The sequence below is a fragment of the Nonomuraea sp. NPDC049624 genome, from assembly GCF_040675255.1.
Lineage (GTDB): Bacteria > Actinomycetota > Actinomycetes > Streptosporangiales > Streptosporangiaceae > Nonomuraea.
Map to the genome: position 1 here is coordinate 293,899 of NZ_JBFAOR010000006.1, position 16,926 is coordinate 310,824.

The window sequence follows — 16,926 nt, forward strand, 5'->3', positions numbered from 1 at the left end:
ATGAAGTTCGACAAGGTGCTGGCCGGGTACATCGCCGAGCCGCGCGGCGCGGACGGGCTCGCGCTGGCCGTCGTGCTGACCCGGCAGACCGGGGGCAGCCTGACGGTCGCGACCGTCCAGCCGCCCGTGACGACCACGCCGGGCCCCGCCCGCGCCGACGAGGGCGCCTGGCGCTCCTACCTGCGCGAGCAGGCCGAGGCCGCCCTCGCGCAGGCCCGCGAGCTGGCCGGCGACCAGGCGGCCGAGTACGTGCGCCACACCAACAAGGGCAGCGGGCGCGGCCTGGTGGAGGTGGCCCGCAGGCGCGGCGCCGACGTCGTGGTCATCGGCTCGGCGCCGGGCGGCACCCGGTCCCGCATCACCGTCGGCAGCACCGCCGACCAGCTCCTGCACTCCTCACCGGTGCCCGTGCTGCTGGCCCCGCGCGGCTACGGCGACGACCCGCCGGCCGCGTTCGAGCGCATCACCGTCGCCTACCGCCGCGGGCCCGGCGCCGACGCCGCCGTCCGGGGCGCGGCCAAGGCCGCGGTCACCCTGGACATCCCGCTGCGGCTGGTCACCCTGGTGGTCAGGACCGGCCGCCGCGTCCAGGTCGAGGAGGACATGCTCGTACGGCTGCGCGACCAGGCCGCCGCGGACCTGCGCGCGGCGGCGCGGGGGCAGCGGCGCCGGCTTCAGGTCGAGGTGGAGCTCCTGGAGGGCCGGAACGTGGCCCAGGCGCTCGGGACGACCACGTGGCTGCCGGGCGAGCTGCTCGTGTGCGCCTCCAGCGACGCCGGGCCGCTGCGCCGGGTCTTCCTGGGCGACACGTCCATCAAGATCGTCCAGGCCGCGACCTGCCCGGTCATGATTCTGACCCGCGAGACCTGACGCTCGATTTCACTCGTCAAACTATGACGAAGTAGTGTTGCCACCGGTACAAGAGGGGCGTTTGTTGCGTTCCCTCCCGGACCGGATTCGGCATCTTTTTTCCAATCAGCTTGACCTTAGGCTCCCACCCCTTTACCGTCACTGTGCGTAACCACACCGCGCGGCGTTCTGGGGTAAACCCAGGGCCACGGCTACCGATGGTGCCGAGCCTGGCACCGTACCCCCCGGTGGCTGGGGCATATGCCGCAAGGGAGCACAATCTACTAAGAGCGATACATACGAGAGCCGGGGGGCCACACGATGCCGTCTGAGTACGCAAAGTCGCTGGGTGCACGACTTCGCGCCATCCGCACCCAGCAGGGGCTGTCCCTGCATGGAGTCGAAGAGAAGTCGCGCGGCAGGTGGAAAGCCGTGGTCGTGGGCTCTTACGAGCGTGGCGACCGAGCTGTCACGGTGCAGAAACTTGCCGAGCTTGCCGACTTCTACGGGGTGCCCGTCTCCGAGCTGCTGCCCGGAGGCGCCGCGCCGAGCCCGCTCGGGCCCACTCCCAAGCTTGTGATCGACCTGGAGCGCCTGGCGACACTGCCGAAGGAGAAGGCCGGAGCGCTTGCCCGTTACGCCGCCACCATTCAGAGCCAGCGTGGCGACTACAACGGCAAGGTCCTGTCGATCCGCCAGGAGGACCTGCGTTCGTTGGCTGTGATCTATGACAAGTCGCCGAGCGAGTTGACCGAGGAGCTCATCAGCTGGGGCGTGCTCGACGCCGAGGCGCGCCGGGCCGTCGAGTCCTTCTAGCACCCACCGCTTCACCCCGAAGGGCCCGCCAATTCCCCTGGCGGGCCCTCCGTCGTACCGCCACGAAAATGAACTTTCAATTATTCGGCGAACGCGACAAAGGGCCCCGAATCCACAAAAACCGATTCGTGAGGCCCTCACGCGCCCCGAGAGGCCGGGCGTGGACGAGAGAAGACCCTCCGGCTTATCAGAGGGACAGCGGGGACCACCGAGGGCTGACCGGCCTCCTTCGGGCACGCGTGTCAGCAACAGCCGCCTTGCTCACGTTCATCGGCTTTGTTGGACCCCGCCACCCGCGCTCTTCCGCGCGGCGGCGTCGCCTGGAGAGCCGGGCGGCGGGGTCAGCCCGCCAGCGGCACGTCCACCGGAAGCTGGGGCTGGGCGGGAACGCCGAGCAGGTCTTCCACCGTCGAGACGAACGTCTCGGCCTCGGCCAGGATCTCACTGGCGTCGGCCGCGCTGATGCCGCGGACCACGCCGGCCTCCGCGGCCGCGCGCTTGGCGGCGCTCACGGAGAAGTAGGCCGCCCACTCGGCCAGGTGCGGCTCGGCCTCGGGCAACAGCTCCCACGCGCTGCGCAGCCGCCGCCGGCGACCTTCCATGGGACGGGGACGGGCGGCCAGGATCGCCGCGGCCGCACGAAGAGCCGCCAGGTGGGCGGCCACGTATCGGGATGCCGGGGTGCGGGCGGCGGTCGCCTCCGCCAGGCAGGAACGTGAATCGGTCAAGTGTGCCCGAACCGCAGGCGACAGCCGGGGCCCGGGCGTTTCTCTAGGCCGTGGTGCCATCTTGCGCGCCTCCTTGGAGTCGTGGGCGGCGGCCGGCGTCTCCGCCGGTGAGGCCAACACTCTCAGACGCCACCGACATTTCCGCCGGGCCGGCCGGACGAGGAGCTTCCCCTCTCCCCGTCCGGCCAGGACACGCCCACTCGTCTCCGCCGACGACGAGGACGCGCCCTTCGCCCGTGGAGCCTGGCCGCGGAAATCGCTTGGGGAAGCGAACGGCCGCGGCCAGGCCCTTGGGTGACGTTGAGCCGCGAGCCTCACCGCCACTAGGTCGAACATAATTTCGATCACGCTCGGTGTCAACCTGTTCCACGAACACAGGTTCGATGACCATAGGGCGAAACGATCGATCCGTCCCGTGACGTCCCTCCGTTCGGGCATGAGGATCGCCACCCGCGAGGGCGCCCGGAGAGCACGAAGCCGCCGCCACCGGGGGCGGTGGCGGCGGCGGGACGGCCGGATCGGACGGGACGGCGGCTCAGGAGACGGAGATGGCCCCCGACGGGCACAGGGACACCGCGCGCCGCACGGCCTCCTCCTGCCCGTCCTCGGGCACCTCGCGCAGCAGCACCACCGTGCCCTCGTCCTCACTCTGGTCGAACACCTCCGGCACCGTCAGGGCGCACATGCCCGCCCCGATGCACACCGTCGTATCCGCTGTGATCTTCATCGTGACCTACCAAGTGACAGGGAGGCGGTGCACTCCATAGACGCTCATGTCCGAGCGCATCGGCACCTCCTCAGGCGTTACGGCCAAGCGTAGGCCAGGCAGGCGCCGCAGCAGCGCCGGGTACGCGATGCGCATCTCGGCCCGGGCGAGCTGCTGCCCGAGGCACTGGTGGATGCCGTGGCCGAACGTCAGATGCCCGCCGACCGGCCGGCGGACGTCGAGGCGGTCGGCGTCCTGGAAGCGGGAGGGGTCGCGGTTCACGGCGGGCAGGTGGAAGGCGACCGACTCGCCCGCCCTGACCAGGTGGCCCTCGATCTCGACGTCCTCCAGGGCGCTGCGCACCGGGCCGAGGTGGATGATCGTGAGGTAGCGCAGCAGCTCCTCCACGCCGTTGTCCACCACCGAGGGGTCGTCGCGCATGGCGGCGAGCTGGCCGGGGTTGGTGAGCAGCGCGTACGTGCCCAGCCCCAGCATGTTGGCGGTCGTCTCGTGCCCGGCCAGCAGGAGCAGGAACGCGACCCCGGTCAGCTCCTCGTGGTTGAGCTCCTCGACGAGCCCGCTGAGCAGGTCGTCGGCCGGTTCGGCCCGCTTGCGACCGATCAGCTCCGACAGGTACGCCCCGATCCTGGTGAACGCGGCCAGGGCGTCGTCGGCCTTGGTCTCCAGGTTGACCAGGATCTTGGTCTCCTCCTGGAACACCGCGCGGTCCTCGTACGGCACCCCGAGCAGCTCGCAGATCACCAGCGACGGGATCGGCAGCGCGAAGGACTGCACCAGGTCGGCGGGCGGTCCGGCGGCCTGCATGGCGTCGAGGCAGGAGTGGGTGATCTCCTCGATCCTGGGTTCGAGCGCCTTCATCCGCCGCACGGTGAACTGCCCCATGAGCAGCTTGCGGTAGCGCGTGTGCTCGGGCGCGTCCATCCGCAGGAAGAACCCGGGCGGCAGTTCCTGCACGAGCTGCGCCCGGGTGGGCACGAGGGGGTGCAGCCGCTCCGGACGGTTGCTGAAGCGGGGGTCGGCCAGGATCGCGCGGGCGGCCGAGTAGCCGGTGACCAGCCAGCCGAGGTGGCCGTCGGCGAAGGTGAGGCGGTGCATGACGCCCTGTTGTCGCAGGGCCGTGGCTTCCTCGGGCGGATCGAACGGCCGCCGGCGGGTCACGGGAAAGGTCAGGTCGGACATGCTGGCTCCTTTCCGAGCTCACTCCCTAGAAAACCTCAACCGATGCAAAACTTCAATGCATGAAATTCGTGTATCGGTGTAGAGTTCCGTCATGGTAGGACTGCGGGAGCGCAAGAAGCAGCGCACGCGCCGGGCGCTGATCGAGGGAGCGCTCCGGCTGTTCGGCGAGAAGGGCTACGAGGAGACCACGCTGGCGGAGATCGCCGCCGCCGCCGAGGTCTCCACCCGCACCTTCTTCAGCTACTTCGCCAGCAAGGAGGACGTGCTCTTCTACGACTCCGAGCACCAGATCGAGCGCGCGCTGACGTTCCTGTCCGCGCCCGCCCCCGGCCAGGCGCCCGCCGACCTGCTGCGCGCCTTCATCGAGGACGCGTTCTCGACCACGGACGACGGCCAGGACACCTGGTCGGAGCAGACGGCGCTGCGCCTTGAGCTCATCATGCGCGAGCCGCCCCTCCAGGCGCGGGCCCTGCACCTGCTGTTCGACAGCCAGCTCCGGCTGGCGGAGGCGCTGTCGGCGGCCTACCCCGGCCGGCTCGGCCGGGTCGAGGCGGCGGCGGCCGTGGGGTCGCTGATCGGCGCGGTGAAGCTGGCCGTGATGGCCACCCTCAACGACGGCCTCCCGGTGGAGCAGGCCCGCGACGCCGCCCGCCGGGCCGCCGACATCGCCCTGCACGGCCTCCACGGCCTCCCCCGCCGCCCCGCCCCCGCCGACCGCTCTGCCGGGGTCGCCGCGGGTGGCGCGTGACGGCGCGCGTCTGACAGGCTGTCGGCGCCGGTGGCGGACAGCCGCCGGACCGGCCTCTCGTGAACCGGCGCGGGCGGCGGGCAGCGGACGGGCCGGTCGTACGGGAATCGCGCGGGCGGCGGACAGCGGACGGGCCGGTCGTACGGGAACGGTCGGGTGAGGGGGATCGGTGCGGGGACGGACGGGCACTCTCATCCTGCTGCTGTCGGGGCCGGTCCTGGCGGCGGCGTACGCGGCCGTCAACTACGCGGCCCTGCGCACGGCGTCGGGGACGCGGGGCCCCGACCCGGCAGACCCGATGACCTCCGGCGGCCTGACGTCGCTGGGCTCGGACCTGTGGTGGATCGTCAGGGGCATCGCGCTGGTGGCGGGCGTCGCGGCCGCGGGGATCGCCGTGGTGGGCCTGCTGCTGCGCCGCGCGGCCCGGGGTCGCGGTGCCCTGCTGGTGTCGTCGGGCGTGCTCATCCTGCCGTACGCGCTCGGGCTCGCGGCGGCCGTCTACAACCCCGTGCCGGGGCTGGCCGGTTTCTACGACCATCAGGCCTTCGCCGACGCGCTCCCGCCGTACCAGTACTTCTCGGCCGTGCTCCTGCTGGTGGCGGCCCTGGCCCAGGCCGTCGGCATGGTCCGTGCGTACACCGCGGCCCGGACGGCGTCACCGCGCTGACCCGCCGGCGCAGCGGTCGCTGACCCAGGTGGTCCAGCCCTGGCGGGCGCCGCCCGCGCCGGTCGCGGCCCACCCCGCGGGCGCCGGCCCCGAGCCGGGCGGGACGACGGCGGTGCAGGCGCCGGCCGGCGGCCTACCGTCGTAGAGCTCGGCCTCGGTCCAGGAGACGCGGTAGGCCAGGACGGCCCGGATGTTCCACATCACCCGCCGGTCCACGGCCACCCGTCCCGGGCCCGTGAGCACGGGCAGCCAGTCGGGCCCTGCGGCGGGCGCGGACTTCGGCGCCAGGTCGGCGGCGAAGACCAGGTTGACCGCCGCCAGCACGGCCAGCACCCCCGGCCACCCGCGGCGGGCCGTCAGCAGGGCCGCGCCCGCCAGCCCCGCCAGCAGGGCGAGCGCCGCGAGGGAGGCGGTGACCAGGTCGAAGGAGTCCCGCACCCGGCTGAGGAAGATCACCTCGGGGAAGTCGAAGGCGATGAACGCGTACCGCTGGAGCCGGTCCCCCGCGTACCAGACCACCACGCCGCCGGTCGCCGCGAGCAGCCCGGCCGCCGCGAGCGCGTGCCGCACGACGGCCCCGCGGCCGGCCCTGGCCAGCACGAGCAGCCCGGCCAGGGTCCAGGCGAGCGCCACGCAGGCCAGGTAGCGGCCATACGCGTAGTTGCCGATCCGGTGCTCGTCGGGGAGCGCGGCCGAGGAGGCGTAGGCGATGCCCAGGGTCGTGGCCAGCAGGACGGCCGCCAGCACGCGCCGCGGCCCCGGCGCCGACCGCCTGGCCACGACGGCGACGGCGCTCGCGAGCCCGACCCCGGCCAGCCCCCAGGTCCCGGCGATCAGGTACCAGAGCTGCCCGGCCGCCCCCGCCAGCGCCCAAGCCTGCCCGTCGAGCCCGCTCACCCGCTCGGTCAGGAGGCCGGACAGGTCACGCGCCCCGCCCGGGTACAGCGCCGCGGACAACACCCGGTTGAGCGCCGTCGCGGCTCCCGCCGTCACCACGGCGGCCACCAGCCCGGCCGCCGCGCCCCTGCGGCGCGCGAAGAACCTCCCCGCCGCGTCCCTGCGGCGCGCGAAGAACCTCTCCGCCGCGTCCCTGCGGCGCGCGACGAGCATCCCCGCCATCGCCAGGAGGGTCACCGCCAGGACGACGGTCCCGCGCAGGTGCACCGCCGTCGCGAACCCCGCCAGCCCGCCCGCCAGCACCCCCGCCCTGGCCGACCCCCTGGCCACGAGGTCGTGCAGCGCGACCAGCCAGGCCAGGACAAGGGTGGGCAGGACCGCGTCGGCCAGCGCCAGCCCCGAGAACAGCAGCAGCGACGGCGACAACCCGCCCGCGAACGCCGCCGCCATCGCCGCCCGCGGCCCCGTCCCCAGCCGCCGCAGCAGCAGGTACGCCAGCGGGAACGCCCCCGCCGCCACCATCGACCCCACCACGACGACCAGCCGGTAGGCCGCCACCGGGTCCTGCGTGAACCAGAACACCGGCGTCAGCAGCAGCGGGTAGCCGCCCTGGTAGAAGGTGAAGCCGGTCAGATCCGCCCCGGGCCCGCCGGCCAGCCACCGGGCGGCGATCAGGTATCCGGTCTCGTCCGGGTTGGCCACCGGCCCGGCGTGCTGCCGGAACAACCACAGCCGCAGCGCGACCTGCGCCACCCACCCGATCGCCAGCAACCACCACGAACGCGACCGGCCCCCGCGCCGCACGTACGGGGCAGGAGCCGGAACACGAGCTGCGAACGTCGTCGTCATGGAATTCCCCCTCAAGTCGGGGGAAGTCCAGCAAGAAGCGGATAACCCGGCCGTCACCGGATCCGGTTACGCGGACGTTATGCGCGCCTGAACGCGCCTCTCACATGCACCGGCACGCCCTTGCCGAGCAGGCCGGGCAGCACCTCGGCGACGTTCATCGGCATGCGCACGCAGCCGTGCGAGGCCGGGGAGAGCGGCACCGACAGCGCGCCGTGGAAGGCGATGCCGCCGTTGAAGAAGATCGGGTTGTAGAGCTGCCCCAGGTACGACTTGTGCCAGCCGCTGGCCCGCCACGTCGTGCGGAAGTCGCCGGTCGGCGTGCGGGCCGAGCCGCAGAAGCGCTGCTCCTTGCCCTGCCAGGTGGTCGTCTCGCAGTACGGGACGCCGCTGCCGGAGGAGATGTGGGTGATGAGCCGCACCTGGCCGTCGACGTACAGGACCATGACCTGCTTGGTCAGGTCGACCTCGGCGCGGGTCGGCTTGCCGTTGCCCACCAGCACCTTGGGGGTCCTCGGCCGTTCCAGCGCCTCCCACGTCCTGCGGGCGATCGTGCTGGTCGGCGTGATGCCGTTGACCTTCTGGAAGGCCCAGACGGCGGCGAGGGTGGCGCCGCCGTAGCGGCCGTCGGCCTTGCCGGGCAGGTAGCCCAGAGCCGCCAGGCGCCGCTGCAACCAGGTGACGGACGTGCCCTTCGCGCCCAGCTTCAGCGTCTTGCGCGGCGCCGTGACGGGCGCCGTGACGGGCGCCGTGACGGGCGCTGCGGCAGGTGCTGTCTCCGGGCCCGCCTTGGCCCCCGCCGCGCCGGAGGTGCCGGCCGTGCTCGGCGCGCCGGTGATGCCGGTGACGCCGGTCGTCGCGGCTGAGGTGTGCGCCTGCGCGCCGCAGCCCGTGAGTACGACGGCCCCAGCCGTCAGCAGAGCAGCCATTCCGGGCAGCCGTCGAGCCCCCACCGGTTACCACCTCTCATATCACGAACTATCCGGATCGATGGACCCTACACCACCCGCCATGAACAGGTAATAAGCCGGTCAACCTGTTTAGAGTGTCCTCATGTCCGAGAAGTTGCCGGCTAACGCCGTCGTCGTGGAGGCCGCCCTGCGCGCGGCGGGCGCCACCGGAGAGATCGTCGTCCTGCCCGAGAAGGCCCCTACCGCGGCGACCGCTGCCGCCCAGCTCGGCTGCGAGGTGGGGGCGATCGCCAACAGCCTGATCTTCGACGCCGACGGCGCGCCGCTGCTGGTCCTGACCAGCGGCGCCCACCGGGTGGACGTCGAGCTCGTCGCCCGTACGGCCGGCGTCGCCGAGGTGCGGCGGGCCACGCCGGAGTTCGTCAGGGCCGCGACCGGTCAGCCGATCGGCGGGGTGGCCCCGGTCGGCCATCCGGCCCCGGTCCGCACCCTGGTGGACAACTGGCTGAGCAAGCACGAGGTGGTGTGGGCGGCCGGCGGCCACCCGCTGACGGTGTTCCCGACGACGTTCGAGGAGTTGGTGGCGATCACCGGAGGCACTCCCGTCGACGTCGAGTGACGTCGAGTAATGTGCGACGAGTGATCGAGTTTCGCGGGGCGGGCCCGGCCGAGTTCACCGAACGCCTGGACACGGTGATCGACATCTATACGGCGGCGATGAACCCGCCCCCCGAGCAGATCGCCGGTCGCAAGACCATCATGCGCAACCACGGCACATATCCCCATTTCCAGTGCTATTTCGCAGAATTGCGCGACCCGACCGGCGTGGCACGCCCCCAGACCGTCGGCTTCGCATACGGCTTCCGCGGCGCGACCGGACAGTGGTGGCACGACGTGGTGAGCCGGGCGCTGGCCGACGAGGCGGGCGATGAGGCCGCGCGCGCCTGGATGGGCCACGCGTTCGAGCTGGCCGAGATCCACGTGCACCCCGACCACCAGGGCGCGGGCATCGGCCGGGCCATGATCCGGACTCTGTGCGCCGGCCGCGCCGAGCGCTCGGCCGTGTTGTCCACCCACGACCGCCCCACGGCCGCCCGCCACCTCTACGCGAGCATGGGCTTCACCGACCTGCTGACCCGCTTCGTCTTCCCCGGCGGCCACGAGGAGTACGCGATCGTCGGCCGCCCGCTCCCCCTCGACTGAGGGCGTCGCACATCACCGCAGGTAAAGCCCGTACTCGCAGGGTTTGCCTGGTCATGCCCGAGGGCATCTTCATGACAGAAAGTGACGGACACGTTACCGATTGGATACCACCCCCTGCCCGTCACCCGCCCGGTCCCCCTGCGGGCGGGTGACGGGCAACCGCGCGTAAGGGGACGGGGCGGCGGGTCAGGCGGTGGGGTCAGGCGGTGGCGGCGACCGGCGTCAGGCGCTGGAACACCTCGCGCGAGGCGCTGGACCGGTTGAACGTGATGAAGTGGATGCCGGGCGCGCCCTCGTCGAGCAGCCGCTGGCACAGCTCCGCGCCGTGCTCGATGCCCAGCGCCCGCACCGCGGCCGGGTCGTCGGCGACCGCCTCGAAACGGGCCGCCACCTCGGCCGGGAACGGCGCCCCTGACAGCTGCTCCGACCGCGCGATCGTGCTCATCTGGGTGACCGGCATGATGCACGGAATGATCGGCGTGTCGCAGCCCTGGGCCGCCACCCGGTCGCGCAGCCGCAGGTAGTCGTCGGCCTGGAAGAACATCTGGGTGATCGCGTAGTCGGCCCCCGCCCGGCACTTGCGCACGAAGTATTCGGTGTCGGACTCGATCGACGGCGAGCGCGGATGCTTGTACGGGAACGCCGCCACCCCGACGCAGAACTCGCCCGCCTGCCGGATGAGCCGCACCAGCTCCTCGGCGTAGAGCACGCCCTCGGGATGCCGCACCCACTCGGCGGTCGGGTCGCCGGGCGGGTCGCCGCGCACGGCCAGGATGTTGCGCACCCCCGCGTCGGCGAAGCGGCCGACCAGGTGGCGCAGCTCGCGCACGGAGTGGTTGACCGCCGTGAAGTGCGCCACAGGGGTGAGCGTGGTGTCGTGGGCCAGGCGCTCGACGATGTCGACCGTGCGGTCGCGGGTCGAGCCGCCGGCCCCGTAGGTGACCGAGACGAACGTGGGGCGCAGGGACTCCAGCTCTCTGATCGCCTTCCACAGCTGCCGCTCGCCCTCGTCGGTCTTCGGCGGGAAGAACTCGAAGGAGAACGACCGGCCACCGGTGGCGAGCAGCTCACGGACGGTGGGGACACGATCGGGCAGGATGGAGGGTCGACCAAGCGCCATGGCCCAAGCGTACAGGCCGGTGTCCGGATCGGCCGCCCCTAGACCGGGGACCCGACCCCGAGTCCGCGCCCACTAGTCTCAAGGCATGACCACTGACGCCGCGAGCATGGACGCCCTGCGCACCCAGGTGGAGCGCGCCCTCGGGGAGTTCGTCGAACGGCAGCTGCCCGCCTCGGGCGACGCCGAGCTCGAACCGCTGCGCGCCGCCGCGGGCGACCTGCTGGCCGGCGGCAAGCGCCTGCGTCCCGCGTTCTGCTACTGGGGCTGGCGCGGCGCGGGCGGCACCGACGTGCCCGAGATCTTCACCGCCGCCGCGTCGCTGGAGCTGTTGCAGGCCAGCGCGCTCGTGCACGACGACGTGATGGACAAGAGCGACCTGCGCAGGGGCATGCCGGCCGCCCACCGCCGCTTCCAGTCCCTGCACGAGAAGGAGGGCTGGCACGGCTCGGCCGAGCAGTTCGGCGAGGGGGCCGCCATCCTGCTGGGCAACCTGCTGCTGGTGTGGTCGGGCGAGATGTGGCGCACCAGCGGCCTGCCGCCGGCGTCGCTGGCCGCCGCCCAGCCCGTCCACGACCACATGCGCACCGAGCTGATGTGCGGCCAGTACCTCGACCTGCTGGAGCAGGCCCACGGCGAGAACACCTTCGAGTCGGCCCTGCGGGTGGCGCTGTTCAAGAGCGGCAAGTACTCGGTGGAGCAGCCGCTCAGGCTCGGCCTGGTGCTCGCGGCCGGCGCGCTGGAGCCGTGGATGGACGAGCTGTGCACCGGCTACGGCCGCCGCGTCGGCATCGCCTTCCAGCTCAGGGACGACATCCTCGGCGTGTTCGGCGACCCGGCCCAGACCGGCAAGCCGGCCGGCGACGACCTGCGGGAGGGCAAGCGCACGATGCTGGTGGCCCGCACCCTGGCCGGGGCGCCTCCGCAGGCGGCCGCGACGGTGCGCAGGCTGCTCGGCGACCCCGCGCTCGACGAGGACGGGGTGCGCGCCCTGCGCGAGATCATCACCGACAGCGGCGCGCTGCGGGAGTGCGAGGACCTGATCGCCGGCTATCTCGCCGACGCGCTGGCCGCGCTCGACGAGGCGCCGGTCACCGCCGAGTCGCGCACGGCGCTGACCGAGCTGGCCATCGCCGCGACGTCCCGCAAGACCTGACCCCGGGCCCCTGGTGCCGGCGGCCGGCCCGCGCGGCACCGGCCTGGGCGACCCGCTTCGGCGGGCGGCGTCGGTCTGGGCGACCCGCTTCGGCGGGCGGGCTCGGCGCGGAGCGGCGGGCGCCCGTCGTGGACGGGCGCCCGGTCGTGTGTCAGGGGTCAGGCGTTCGGCGAACTCGGCGCGGTCAGGCGTTCGGCGAACTCGGCGCGGTCAGGCGTTTGGCGAACTCGGCCGCCGCCGCCCCCGGGTCCTCCGCGTCGGTGATCGCGCGTACGACCACCACGCGGCTCACGCCGTACGACATGACCTCGTCGAGGTTGGTGAGGTCGATGCCGCCGATTCCGAACCACGGCCGCGGCGCGGCCGACCCGGGGGCCGGTCCGAGCGAGGCCGCGTGCCGCAGCAGCGCCGGGCCGGGCGCGTGGCGGCCCGGCTTGGTCGGCGTGGGCCAGATCGGGCCGCAGCAGAAGTAGTCGACGCCCTCCTCCACGGCCGCGGCGGACGCCTCGGCGACGGAGTGGGTGGACCGGCCGATGACGATGTCGTCGCCGAGTATCTCTCGCGCGACCGTCACGGGAAGGTCGTCCTGCCCCAGGTGGAGCACGTCGGGCCGGGCGGCGAAGGCGATGTCCGCCCGGTCGTTGACGGCCAGCAGCTTGCCGTGCCGGTCGCAGGCGTCGCGGAAGACTTCCAGGAGCGCGAGTTCTTCGCGTGCCTCCAGGCCCTTCTCCCGCAGCTGGATGATGTCCACGCCGCCGGCCAGCACCGAGTCGAGGAACTCTGCCAGGTCGCCGCGGTCGCGGCGGCCGTCGGTGCAGAGATAGAGGCGGGCCTCAGAAACCGAGGGCCTGGGCACGCCGCTTGACCTCCGTGTGACGGCCGGCCTTGATCGCCTCGATGGGCGACCCCGGCAGGGACTCGTCTGGGGTGAAGAGCCAGCGCAGCGACTCGACGTCGTCGTAGCCGGCGTCCTGCAACACGGTCAGTGTGCCGGGCAGGCCCTTCATCACGTCCTTACCGTCGAGGAACACCGCGGGAACCTGTGGCCCGCCGCCGCCGCGGCGCACGCCGAGCAGCTTGTGGTCCTTGAGGAGTTGCTTGGCCCGCCCGATCGAGAGCTCGAGGCGTGAGGCCACTTCGGGGAGAGTGAGCCACTCGTCGACGAGCTGGTCGGTCTCCCGGTCGATCTGTGCAACAGAAAGCGTCACGAAACCACAACTACCACATGCCGTCCTTGCTCAAACAACACAATCCCGTAGGGGGACCTCTGGATCTACCAGGCGTTCTGTGTCGAGGCGGTGCCCGCCTTCGATGATCCTACGGCCCTGCACGTAGTCCCGGGGCCGGTCGACGGCGAGCACGGCGGCGAGGGTGTCGCCGGAGGTCAGCCAGACGGCCGACCACTTGCCCTCGGGCTCGCCCCGGTAGAGCAGGCGGTCGCCGGAGGGGTGGTGGCCGATGTACTGGACCATGTGGCCGAACTGCTCGGACCAGAAGTAGGGCGCCGGGTCGTAGACGGCCTCCTCCCCCAGCAGGGTCGCGGCGGCGACCTCGGGCGAGCCGAGCGCGGTGTCCCAGTGCTCGACGCGCAGGCGGACGCCGTAGCGGCGCGACCACCAGGCCGCGCAGTCTCCGGCGGCGACCACGTTCGGCATGGACGTGCGCAGGTGCTCGTCGGTGACGACGCCGTTGTGCAGGTCGATGTCGGAGCCGGCCAGCCATTCGACGGCCGGGCGCACGCCGATGCCCGTGACGACCACGTGCGCCTGGACGAACTCGCCGCCCACCAGCCGCACGCCGCCCTCGTCCACCTCGTCGACCATGGTGTTCAGGCGCAGGTCGATGCCGTCGTACCAGTGTCGGGTGCGGGCGCCGATCTCCGGGCCCACGGCGTTGGCCAGCGGGGCGGGGCCGGCCTCGATCACGGTCACCGAGCAGCCGGCCTTGCGCGCGGCGGTGGCGACCTCGGCGCCGATCCAGCCGGCGCCGATGATCGCCACGTGGGCCCCGGCCACCAGGCCGGCGCGCAGCTCGTGGGCGTCGTCGAGAGTGCGCAGGACGTGCTGGGGGCCGTCGCCGGGCACGGTGATCGGCTCGGTGCCGGTGGCGATCACCAGGCCGTCGTAGCCGAGCTCGCCCTCGGTCGTCTCCACGACGCCCTCGCGCAGCGCCTTGGCGGTGACGCCCGGCCAGAAGTCGACCTCCAGCGCGTCGAGGTCGGCCTCCAGGAAGCTGGAGTCGGCCGCGCCGGACAGGACGGCCTTGGACAACGGCGGACGGTCGTAGGGCCGATGGCGCTCCTGGCCGATCAGCGTGATCCGTCCGGTGAAGCCGCGCCCGCGCAGCGCCTCCGCGCTGCGCAGCCCGGCCAGGCCCGCTCCCACCACTACGACATGGTTCACGTTCATGACCATAACGGGGGCGGTGCCGGCACGTCGCGCCGAGGCCGTAGGCTGGAGGCGCAAGACGCGCGGGAGTCCGGCCGTCACCGGGCTGAGAGGAAGGCTTGAGCGGGCCTTCGACCGCAAGACACCTGATCCGGATCATGCCGGCGAAGGGAGCGCGGATGAATGTGATCGTGGGCGGCGGGGTCGTCGGGTTGTCGATCGCCTGGCGGCTGGCCCGCGAGGGGCTGCCCGTCACGGTGGTCGACCCGGCCCCGGGGCGCGGGGCGTCCTACGCGGCGGCCGGGATGCTGGCGCCCGTCAGCGAGGTCGCCTACACCGAGGAGCCGCTGCTGCGGCTGGGGGCCGCCTCGCTCCGGCGGTGGCCGTCCTTCGCCGCCGAGCTGGCCGCCGACGCTGGTCTCGGCCCGGACTTCGGTGCGGGTTCTGGGGCAGGTCTCGGCACGGGGCTGAGCGGCGGTCCCGGTGGCGGGGCCGGGGCGAGGGCCGGGGAGGCGTTCGGGGGCGCGTTCGGGATGATCGGGCCGGAGGGGGCTGGCGGCCGGGCGCTCGACCTGCGCGCCGACGGCACGCTCGACGTCGCCTTCGGGGCCGACGACCTCGCGGCGCTCGACGACCTGGCGGCGTTCATGGACAAGCTGGGGCTGCGGGTCGAGCGGCTGACCGGGCGCGAGTGCCGCCGTCTGGAGCCCATGCTGGCCCCTTCGGTGCGCGGGGGGCTGCTGGCCCCCGGTGACGCCTGGGTCGATCCGCGCCGGGTCACGGCGGCGCTGCTGGGCGCGCTCGACCGGCTGGGCGTGCCCGTGGTGCGGGCGCGGGTGACCGGACTGCTGCGCGACGGCGACGCCGTTCCAGACGCCGTGGCAGGCGCTGGGACCAGCCCTTGGAGCAGTTCCGGGACCGGCGGCGCTGTGACGGGGGTGCGGCTTGAGCCCGTGCCCGGTCAGCCTGAGCCGGCGGTGCGGGAGATCGCGGCCGAGCGGGTGGTGCTGGCCGCCGGGGCGTGGAGCGGGGAGCTGGCCGACGTGCCCGTCCGGCCGGTCAAGGGGCAGATCATGCGGTTGCGCTCGGCGCAGCCGCTGCTCGGGCGGTGCGTACGCGGGACGGTGCACGGCACGCCCGTCTACCTCGTCCCCAGGGGCGACGGCGAGCTGGTGCTCGGGGCGACCCAGGAGGAGCTGGGGTTCGACACCCGGGTGACCGCGGGCGGGCTCTACGAGCTGCTGCGCGACGCCAGGGAGCTGGTGCCGGGCGTCACCGAGCTGGAGGTCGCCGACGTGGTCGCCGGGCTGCGTCCGGGCACCCCCGACAACCTGCCGATCATCGGGGCGGGCGAGGCGCCGGGGCTGGTGCTGGCGACCGGCCACCATCGGGGCGGGGTGCTGCTGGCCCCCCTCACGGCCGCCCTGGTCACGGCGGCGGTGCTGACACCGCCCGCGACGCCCCCGCCCGCGACGACGGCGCCCCCGGCAACGGCCCGGACAGGCACACAGACGGCGGCCCGGACTGCGGCCCAGACGGCGGGGCTCTCGACGGGCGCGGGGCTTTCGGCGGGCGCGGGGATTCTGACGGGTGAGGAGGGCGAGCTGGCCGCGCTGTGCTCGCCCGCGAGATTTCGGGATATTTCATGATTGTGACGATCAACGGCGCCGCGCACGAGGTGGCCGACGGCACCACCGTGGCCCAGGCCGTACGGACGCTGACCACGGCCACCACCGGCGTGGCCGTGGCCGTGAACGACGAGGTGGTCACGCGGAGCTCGTGGGAGACGACGGCGCTCGGCGACCGCGACCGCGTCGAGGTGCTGACGGCGGTGCAGGGTGGATGAGCTGATCATCGCCGGGGAGAAGTTCGCCTCCCGGCTCATCATGGGCACCGGCGGCGCGCCCTCTCTGGACGTGCTCGACCAGGCCCTGGTCGCCTCGGGAACCGAGCTGACCACGGTGGCCATGCGGCGGCTCGACCCCGGCGCCCGCGGCTCGGTCCTCGACGTGCTGCGCCGCCGCGACATCAAGGTGCTGCCGAACACCGCGGGCTGCTTCACCGCGGGCGACGCCGTGCTGACGGCCCGGCTGGCCCGCGAGGCGCTGGGGACGAACTGGGTCAAGCTCGAGGTCATCTCCGACGAGCGCACGCTGCTGCCCGACCCGATCGAGACCTTCGACGCGGCCGAGCGGCTGGTGGCCGACGGGTTCGTGGTGCTGCCGTACATCGGCGACGACCCGGCGCTGGCGCGGCGGCTGGAGCAGGCCGGCTGCGCGGCGGTGATGCCGCTGGGCGCGCCGATCGGCTCGGGGCTCGGGATCAGGAACCCGCACAACATCGAGCTGATCGTGGAGGCCGCCGGGGTGCCGGTGATCCTCGACGCCGGCATCGGCACGGCCAGCGACGCCGCCCTGGCCATGGAGCTGGGCTGCGACGCGGTGCTGCTGGCCACGGCGGTCACCCGGGCACAGCGGCCCGAGCTCATGGCCTCGGCGATGAGGGCGGCCGTGGCGGCCGGACGCCAGGCGCGGCAGGCGGGCCGGATCCCGCGCCGGCGCTACGCCGAGGCGTCCTCGCCGACGACCCCCTAGCGACGCCCGGGAGACACCCCTGGCCCCCGGCGGGCCGGCTCGCGCCGGCCCTCCCGCCGGTCGGGGCCGCTTCCGCGGGAACGTCTCCGCATCGGTTTCGG

Annotated in this window: 19 protein-coding genes and 1 riboswitch; of the genes, 10 read left to right on the forward strand and 9 right to left on the reverse strand. The window is 73.2% G+C overall.

Going from position 1 to position 16,926, the window contains the following annotated elements:
• The gene (locus tag AB0J76_RS26005) at nucleotides 1-870 is read left to right on the forward strand and encodes a universal stress protein (protein WP_352322608.1); all 870 of its coding nucleotides are present in this window, start codon (nucleotides 1-3) and stop codon (nucleotides 868-870) included.
• Between the two features lie 300 nt (nucleotides 871-1,170).
• Complete coding sequence (locus AB0J76_RS26010; protein ID WP_026214021.1) at nucleotides 1,171-1,665, forward strand: transcriptional regulator; 495 nt, start codon at nucleotides 1,171-1,173, stop codon at nucleotides 1,663-1,665.
• A 341-nt stretch (nucleotides 1,666-2,006) separates the two neighbouring features.
• On the opposite strand, the gene AB0J76_RS26015 is transcribed toward AB0J76_RS26010, so the two are convergent.
• The 3 genes from AB0J76_RS26015 to AB0J76_RS26025 all read right to left on the reverse strand — a co-directional run bounded on the left by AB0J76_RS26015 (nucleotide 2,007) and on the right by AB0J76_RS26025 (nucleotide 4,299).
• Nucleotides 2,007-2,393, reverse strand: coding sequence for an SAV_6107 family HEPN domain-containing protein (locus AB0J76_RS26015; RefSeq protein ID WP_352322609.1), 387 nt, complete (start codon nucleotides 2,391-2,393; stop codon nucleotides 2,007-2,009).
• 535 nt (nucleotides 2,394-2,928) lie between these two features.
• The gene (locus AB0J76_RS26020) at nucleotides 2,929-3,120 is read right to left on the reverse strand and encodes a ferredoxin (protein WP_352331403.1); all 192 of its coding nucleotides are present in this window, start codon (nucleotides 3,118-3,120) and stop codon (nucleotides 2,929-2,931) included.
• 6 nt (nucleotides 3,121-3,126) lie between these two features.
• Complete coding sequence (locus tag AB0J76_RS26025) at nucleotides 3,127-4,299, reverse strand: cytochrome P450 (protein WP_352331401.1); 1,173 nt, start codon at nucleotides 4,297-4,299, stop codon at nucleotides 3,127-3,129.
• Nucleotides 4,300-4,390: 91 nt separating this feature from the next.
• Between AB0J76_RS26025 and AB0J76_RS26030 the strand changes: the two genes are divergently transcribed.
• Together AB0J76_RS26030 and AB0J76_RS26035 are read left to right on the forward strand one after the other, a co-directional pair.
• The gene (locus AB0J76_RS26030) at nucleotides 4,391-5,047 is read left to right on the forward strand and encodes a helix-turn-helix domain-containing protein (RefSeq protein WP_364390684.1); all 657 of its coding nucleotides are present in this window, start codon (nucleotides 4,391-4,393) and stop codon (nucleotides 5,045-5,047) included.
• Between the two features lie 169 nt (nucleotides 5,048-5,216).
• Nucleotides 5,217-5,714 carry a hypothetical protein gene (locus AB0J76_RS26035; RefSeq protein WP_352328944.1) on the forward strand — a complete coding sequence of 166 codons (498 nt, stop codon included), beginning with the start codon at nucleotides 5,217-5,219 and terminating at the stop codon, nucleotides 5,712-5,714.
• Here AB0J76_RS26035 and AB0J76_RS26040 read toward each other — a convergent pair.
• Complete coding sequence (locus tag AB0J76_RS26040; protein WP_352328946.1) at nucleotides 5,703-7,460, reverse strand: hypothetical protein; 1,758 nt, start codon at nucleotides 7,458-7,460, stop codon at nucleotides 5,703-5,705. The genes AB0J76_RS26035 and AB0J76_RS26040 overlap by 12 nt on opposite strands.
• 77 nt (nucleotides 7,461-7,537) lie before the next feature.
• Entirely contained in the window at nucleotides 7,538-8,386 is an 849-nt protein-coding gene (locus tag AB0J76_RS26045) for a L,D-transpeptidase family protein (protein WP_352328948.1), read from the reverse strand.
• Between the two features lie 124 nt (nucleotides 8,387-8,510).
• On the opposite strand from AB0J76_RS26045, the gene AB0J76_RS26050 reads away from it, so the two are divergent.
• Nucleotides 8,511-8,987, forward strand: a complete 477-nt coding sequence (locus AB0J76_RS26050; RefSeq protein ID WP_352328950.1) for a YbaK/EbsC family protein — start codon at nucleotides 8,511-8,513, stop codon at nucleotides 8,985-8,987.
• Between the two features lie 20 nt (nucleotides 8,988-9,007).
• On the forward strand, nucleotides 9,008-9,571 hold the full coding sequence (locus AB0J76_RS26055; RefSeq protein ID WP_352328952.1) for a GNAT family N-acetyltransferase: 564 nt from the start codon (nucleotides 9,008-9,010) through the stop codon (nucleotides 9,569-9,571).
• A gap of 199 nt (nucleotides 9,572-9,770) precedes the next feature.
• On the opposite strand, the gene metF is transcribed toward AB0J76_RS26055, so the two are convergent.
• Nucleotides 9,771-10,691 (reverse strand): methylenetetrahydrofolate reductase [NAD(P)H], encoded by a 921-nt coding sequence (gene metF / locus AB0J76_RS26060; protein ID WP_352328954.1) that lies wholly within the window; start codon nucleotides 10,689-10,691, stop codon nucleotides 9,771-9,773.
• 85 nt (nucleotides 10,692-10,776) lie between these two features.
• Here metF and AB0J76_RS26065 point away from each other — a divergent pair, with 85 nt between their 5' ends.
• Nucleotides 10,777-11,844 (forward strand): polyprenyl synthetase family protein, encoded by a 1,068-nt coding sequence (locus AB0J76_RS26065; RefSeq protein ID WP_352328956.1) that lies wholly within the window; start codon nucleotides 10,777-10,779, stop codon nucleotides 11,842-11,844.
• A 184-nt stretch (nucleotides 11,845-12,028) separates the two neighbouring features.
• Here AB0J76_RS26065 and thiE read toward each other — a convergent pair whose 3' ends face one another.
• From thiE to AB0J76_RS26080, 3 genes are read right to left on the reverse strand one after another with little or no spacing between them, the layout of a single operon-like run.
• A complete protein-coding gene (gene thiE / locus AB0J76_RS26070; RefSeq protein WP_352331277.1) occupies nucleotides 12,029-12,700 on the reverse strand; it encodes a thiamine phosphate synthase in 672 nt (223 codons plus the stop codon).
• On the reverse strand, nucleotides 12,678-13,052 hold the full coding sequence (locus AB0J76_RS26075; protein WP_352331275.1) for an Rv2175c family DNA-binding protein: 375 nt from the start codon (nucleotides 13,050-13,052) through the stop codon (nucleotides 12,678-12,680). The genes thiE and AB0J76_RS26075 overlap by 23 nt, the downstream gene beginning before the upstream one ends.
• 30 nt (nucleotides 13,053-13,082) lie before the next feature.
• A complete protein-coding gene (locus tag AB0J76_RS26080) occupies nucleotides 13,083-14,252 on the reverse strand; it encodes an FAD-dependent oxidoreductase (RefSeq protein WP_358294043.1) in 1,170 nt (389 codons plus the stop codon).
• 52 nt (nucleotides 14,253-14,304) lie between these two features.
• A riboswitch (TPP riboswitch) is annotated at nucleotides 14,305-14,421 on the forward strand.
• Between AB0J76_RS26080 and AB0J76_RS26085 the strand changes: the two genes are divergently transcribed.
• The 3 genes from AB0J76_RS26085 (at nucleotide 14,411) to AB0J76_RS26095 (ending at nucleotide 16,825) form a co-directional block, all read left to right on the forward strand.
• Entirely contained in the window at nucleotides 14,411-15,880 is a 1,470-nt protein-coding gene (locus AB0J76_RS26085) for an FAD-dependent oxidoreductase (RefSeq protein ID WP_352331036.1), read from the forward strand. It overlaps the preceding riboswitch by 11 nt.
• Nucleotides 15,877-16,077, forward strand: a complete 201-nt coding sequence (gene thiS, locus AB0J76_RS26090) for a sulfur carrier protein ThiS (protein ID WP_352331034.1) — start codon at nucleotides 15,877-15,879, stop codon at nucleotides 16,075-16,077. The genes AB0J76_RS26085 and thiS overlap by 4 nt, the downstream gene beginning before the upstream one ends.
• Nucleotides 16,070-16,825, forward strand: a complete 756-nt coding sequence (locus AB0J76_RS26095; RefSeq protein ID WP_364390689.1) for a thiazole synthase — start codon at nucleotides 16,070-16,072, stop codon at nucleotides 16,823-16,825. Before thiS ends, AB0J76_RS26095 begins: the two co-directional genes overlap by 8 nt.
• Nucleotides 16,826-16,926 lie beyond the last annotated feature (101 nt).

Excerpts from the sequence above, each read along its gene's own strand:
- AB0J76_RS26025 (WP_352331401.1), bottom strand. The coding sequence starts at position 4,299 with ATGTCCGACCTGACCTTTCCCGTGACCCGCCGGCGGCCGTTCGATCCG.
- AB0J76_RS26040 (WP_352328946.1), bottom strand. The coding sequence starts at position 7,460 with ATGACGACGACGTTCGCAGCTCGTGTTCCGGCTCCTGCCCCGTACGTG.
- AB0J76_RS26005 (WP_352322608.1), top strand. The coding sequence starts at position 1 with ATGAAGTTCGACAAGGTGCTGGCCGGGTACATCGCCGAGCCGCGCGGC.
- AB0J76_RS26085 (WP_352331036.1), top strand. The coding sequence starts at position 14,411 with ATGAATGTGATCGTGGGCGGCGGGGTCGTCGGGTTGTCGATCGCCTGG.
- AB0J76_RS26020 (WP_352331403.1), bottom strand. The coding sequence starts at position 3,120 with ATGAAGATCACAGCGGATACGACGGTGTGCATCGGGGCGGGCATGTGC.
- AB0J76_RS26080 (WP_358294043.1), bottom strand. The coding sequence starts at position 14,252 with ATGAACGTGAACCATGTCGTAGTGGTGGGAGCGGGCCTGGCCGGGCTG.
- AB0J76_RS26065 (WP_352328956.1), top strand. The coding sequence starts at position 10,777 with ATGACCACTGACGCCGCGAGCATGGACGCCCTGCGCACCCAGGTGGAG.
- metF (WP_352328954.1), bottom strand. The coding sequence starts at position 10,691 with ATGGCGCTTGGTCGACCCTCCATCCTGCCCGATCGTGTCCCCACCGTC.
- AB0J76_RS26030 (WP_364390684.1), top strand. The coding sequence starts at position 4,391 with ATGGTAGGACTGCGGGAGCGCAAGAAGCAGCGCACGCGCCGGGCGCTG.
- AB0J76_RS26010 (WP_026214021.1), top strand. The coding sequence starts at position 1,171 with ATGCCGTCTGAGTACGCAAAGTCGCTGGGTGCACGACTTCGCGCCATC.
- thiS (WP_352331034.1), top strand. The coding sequence starts at position 15,877 with ATGATTGTGACGATCAACGGCGCCGCGCACGAGGTGGCCGACGGCACC.
- AB0J76_RS26045 (WP_352328948.1), bottom strand. The coding sequence starts at position 8,386 with ATGGCTGCTCTGCTGACGGCTGGGGCCGTCGTACTCACGGGCTGCGGC.
- AB0J76_RS26050 (WP_352328950.1), top strand. The coding sequence starts at position 8,511 with ATGTCCGAGAAGTTGCCGGCTAACGCCGTCGTCGTGGAGGCCGCCCTG.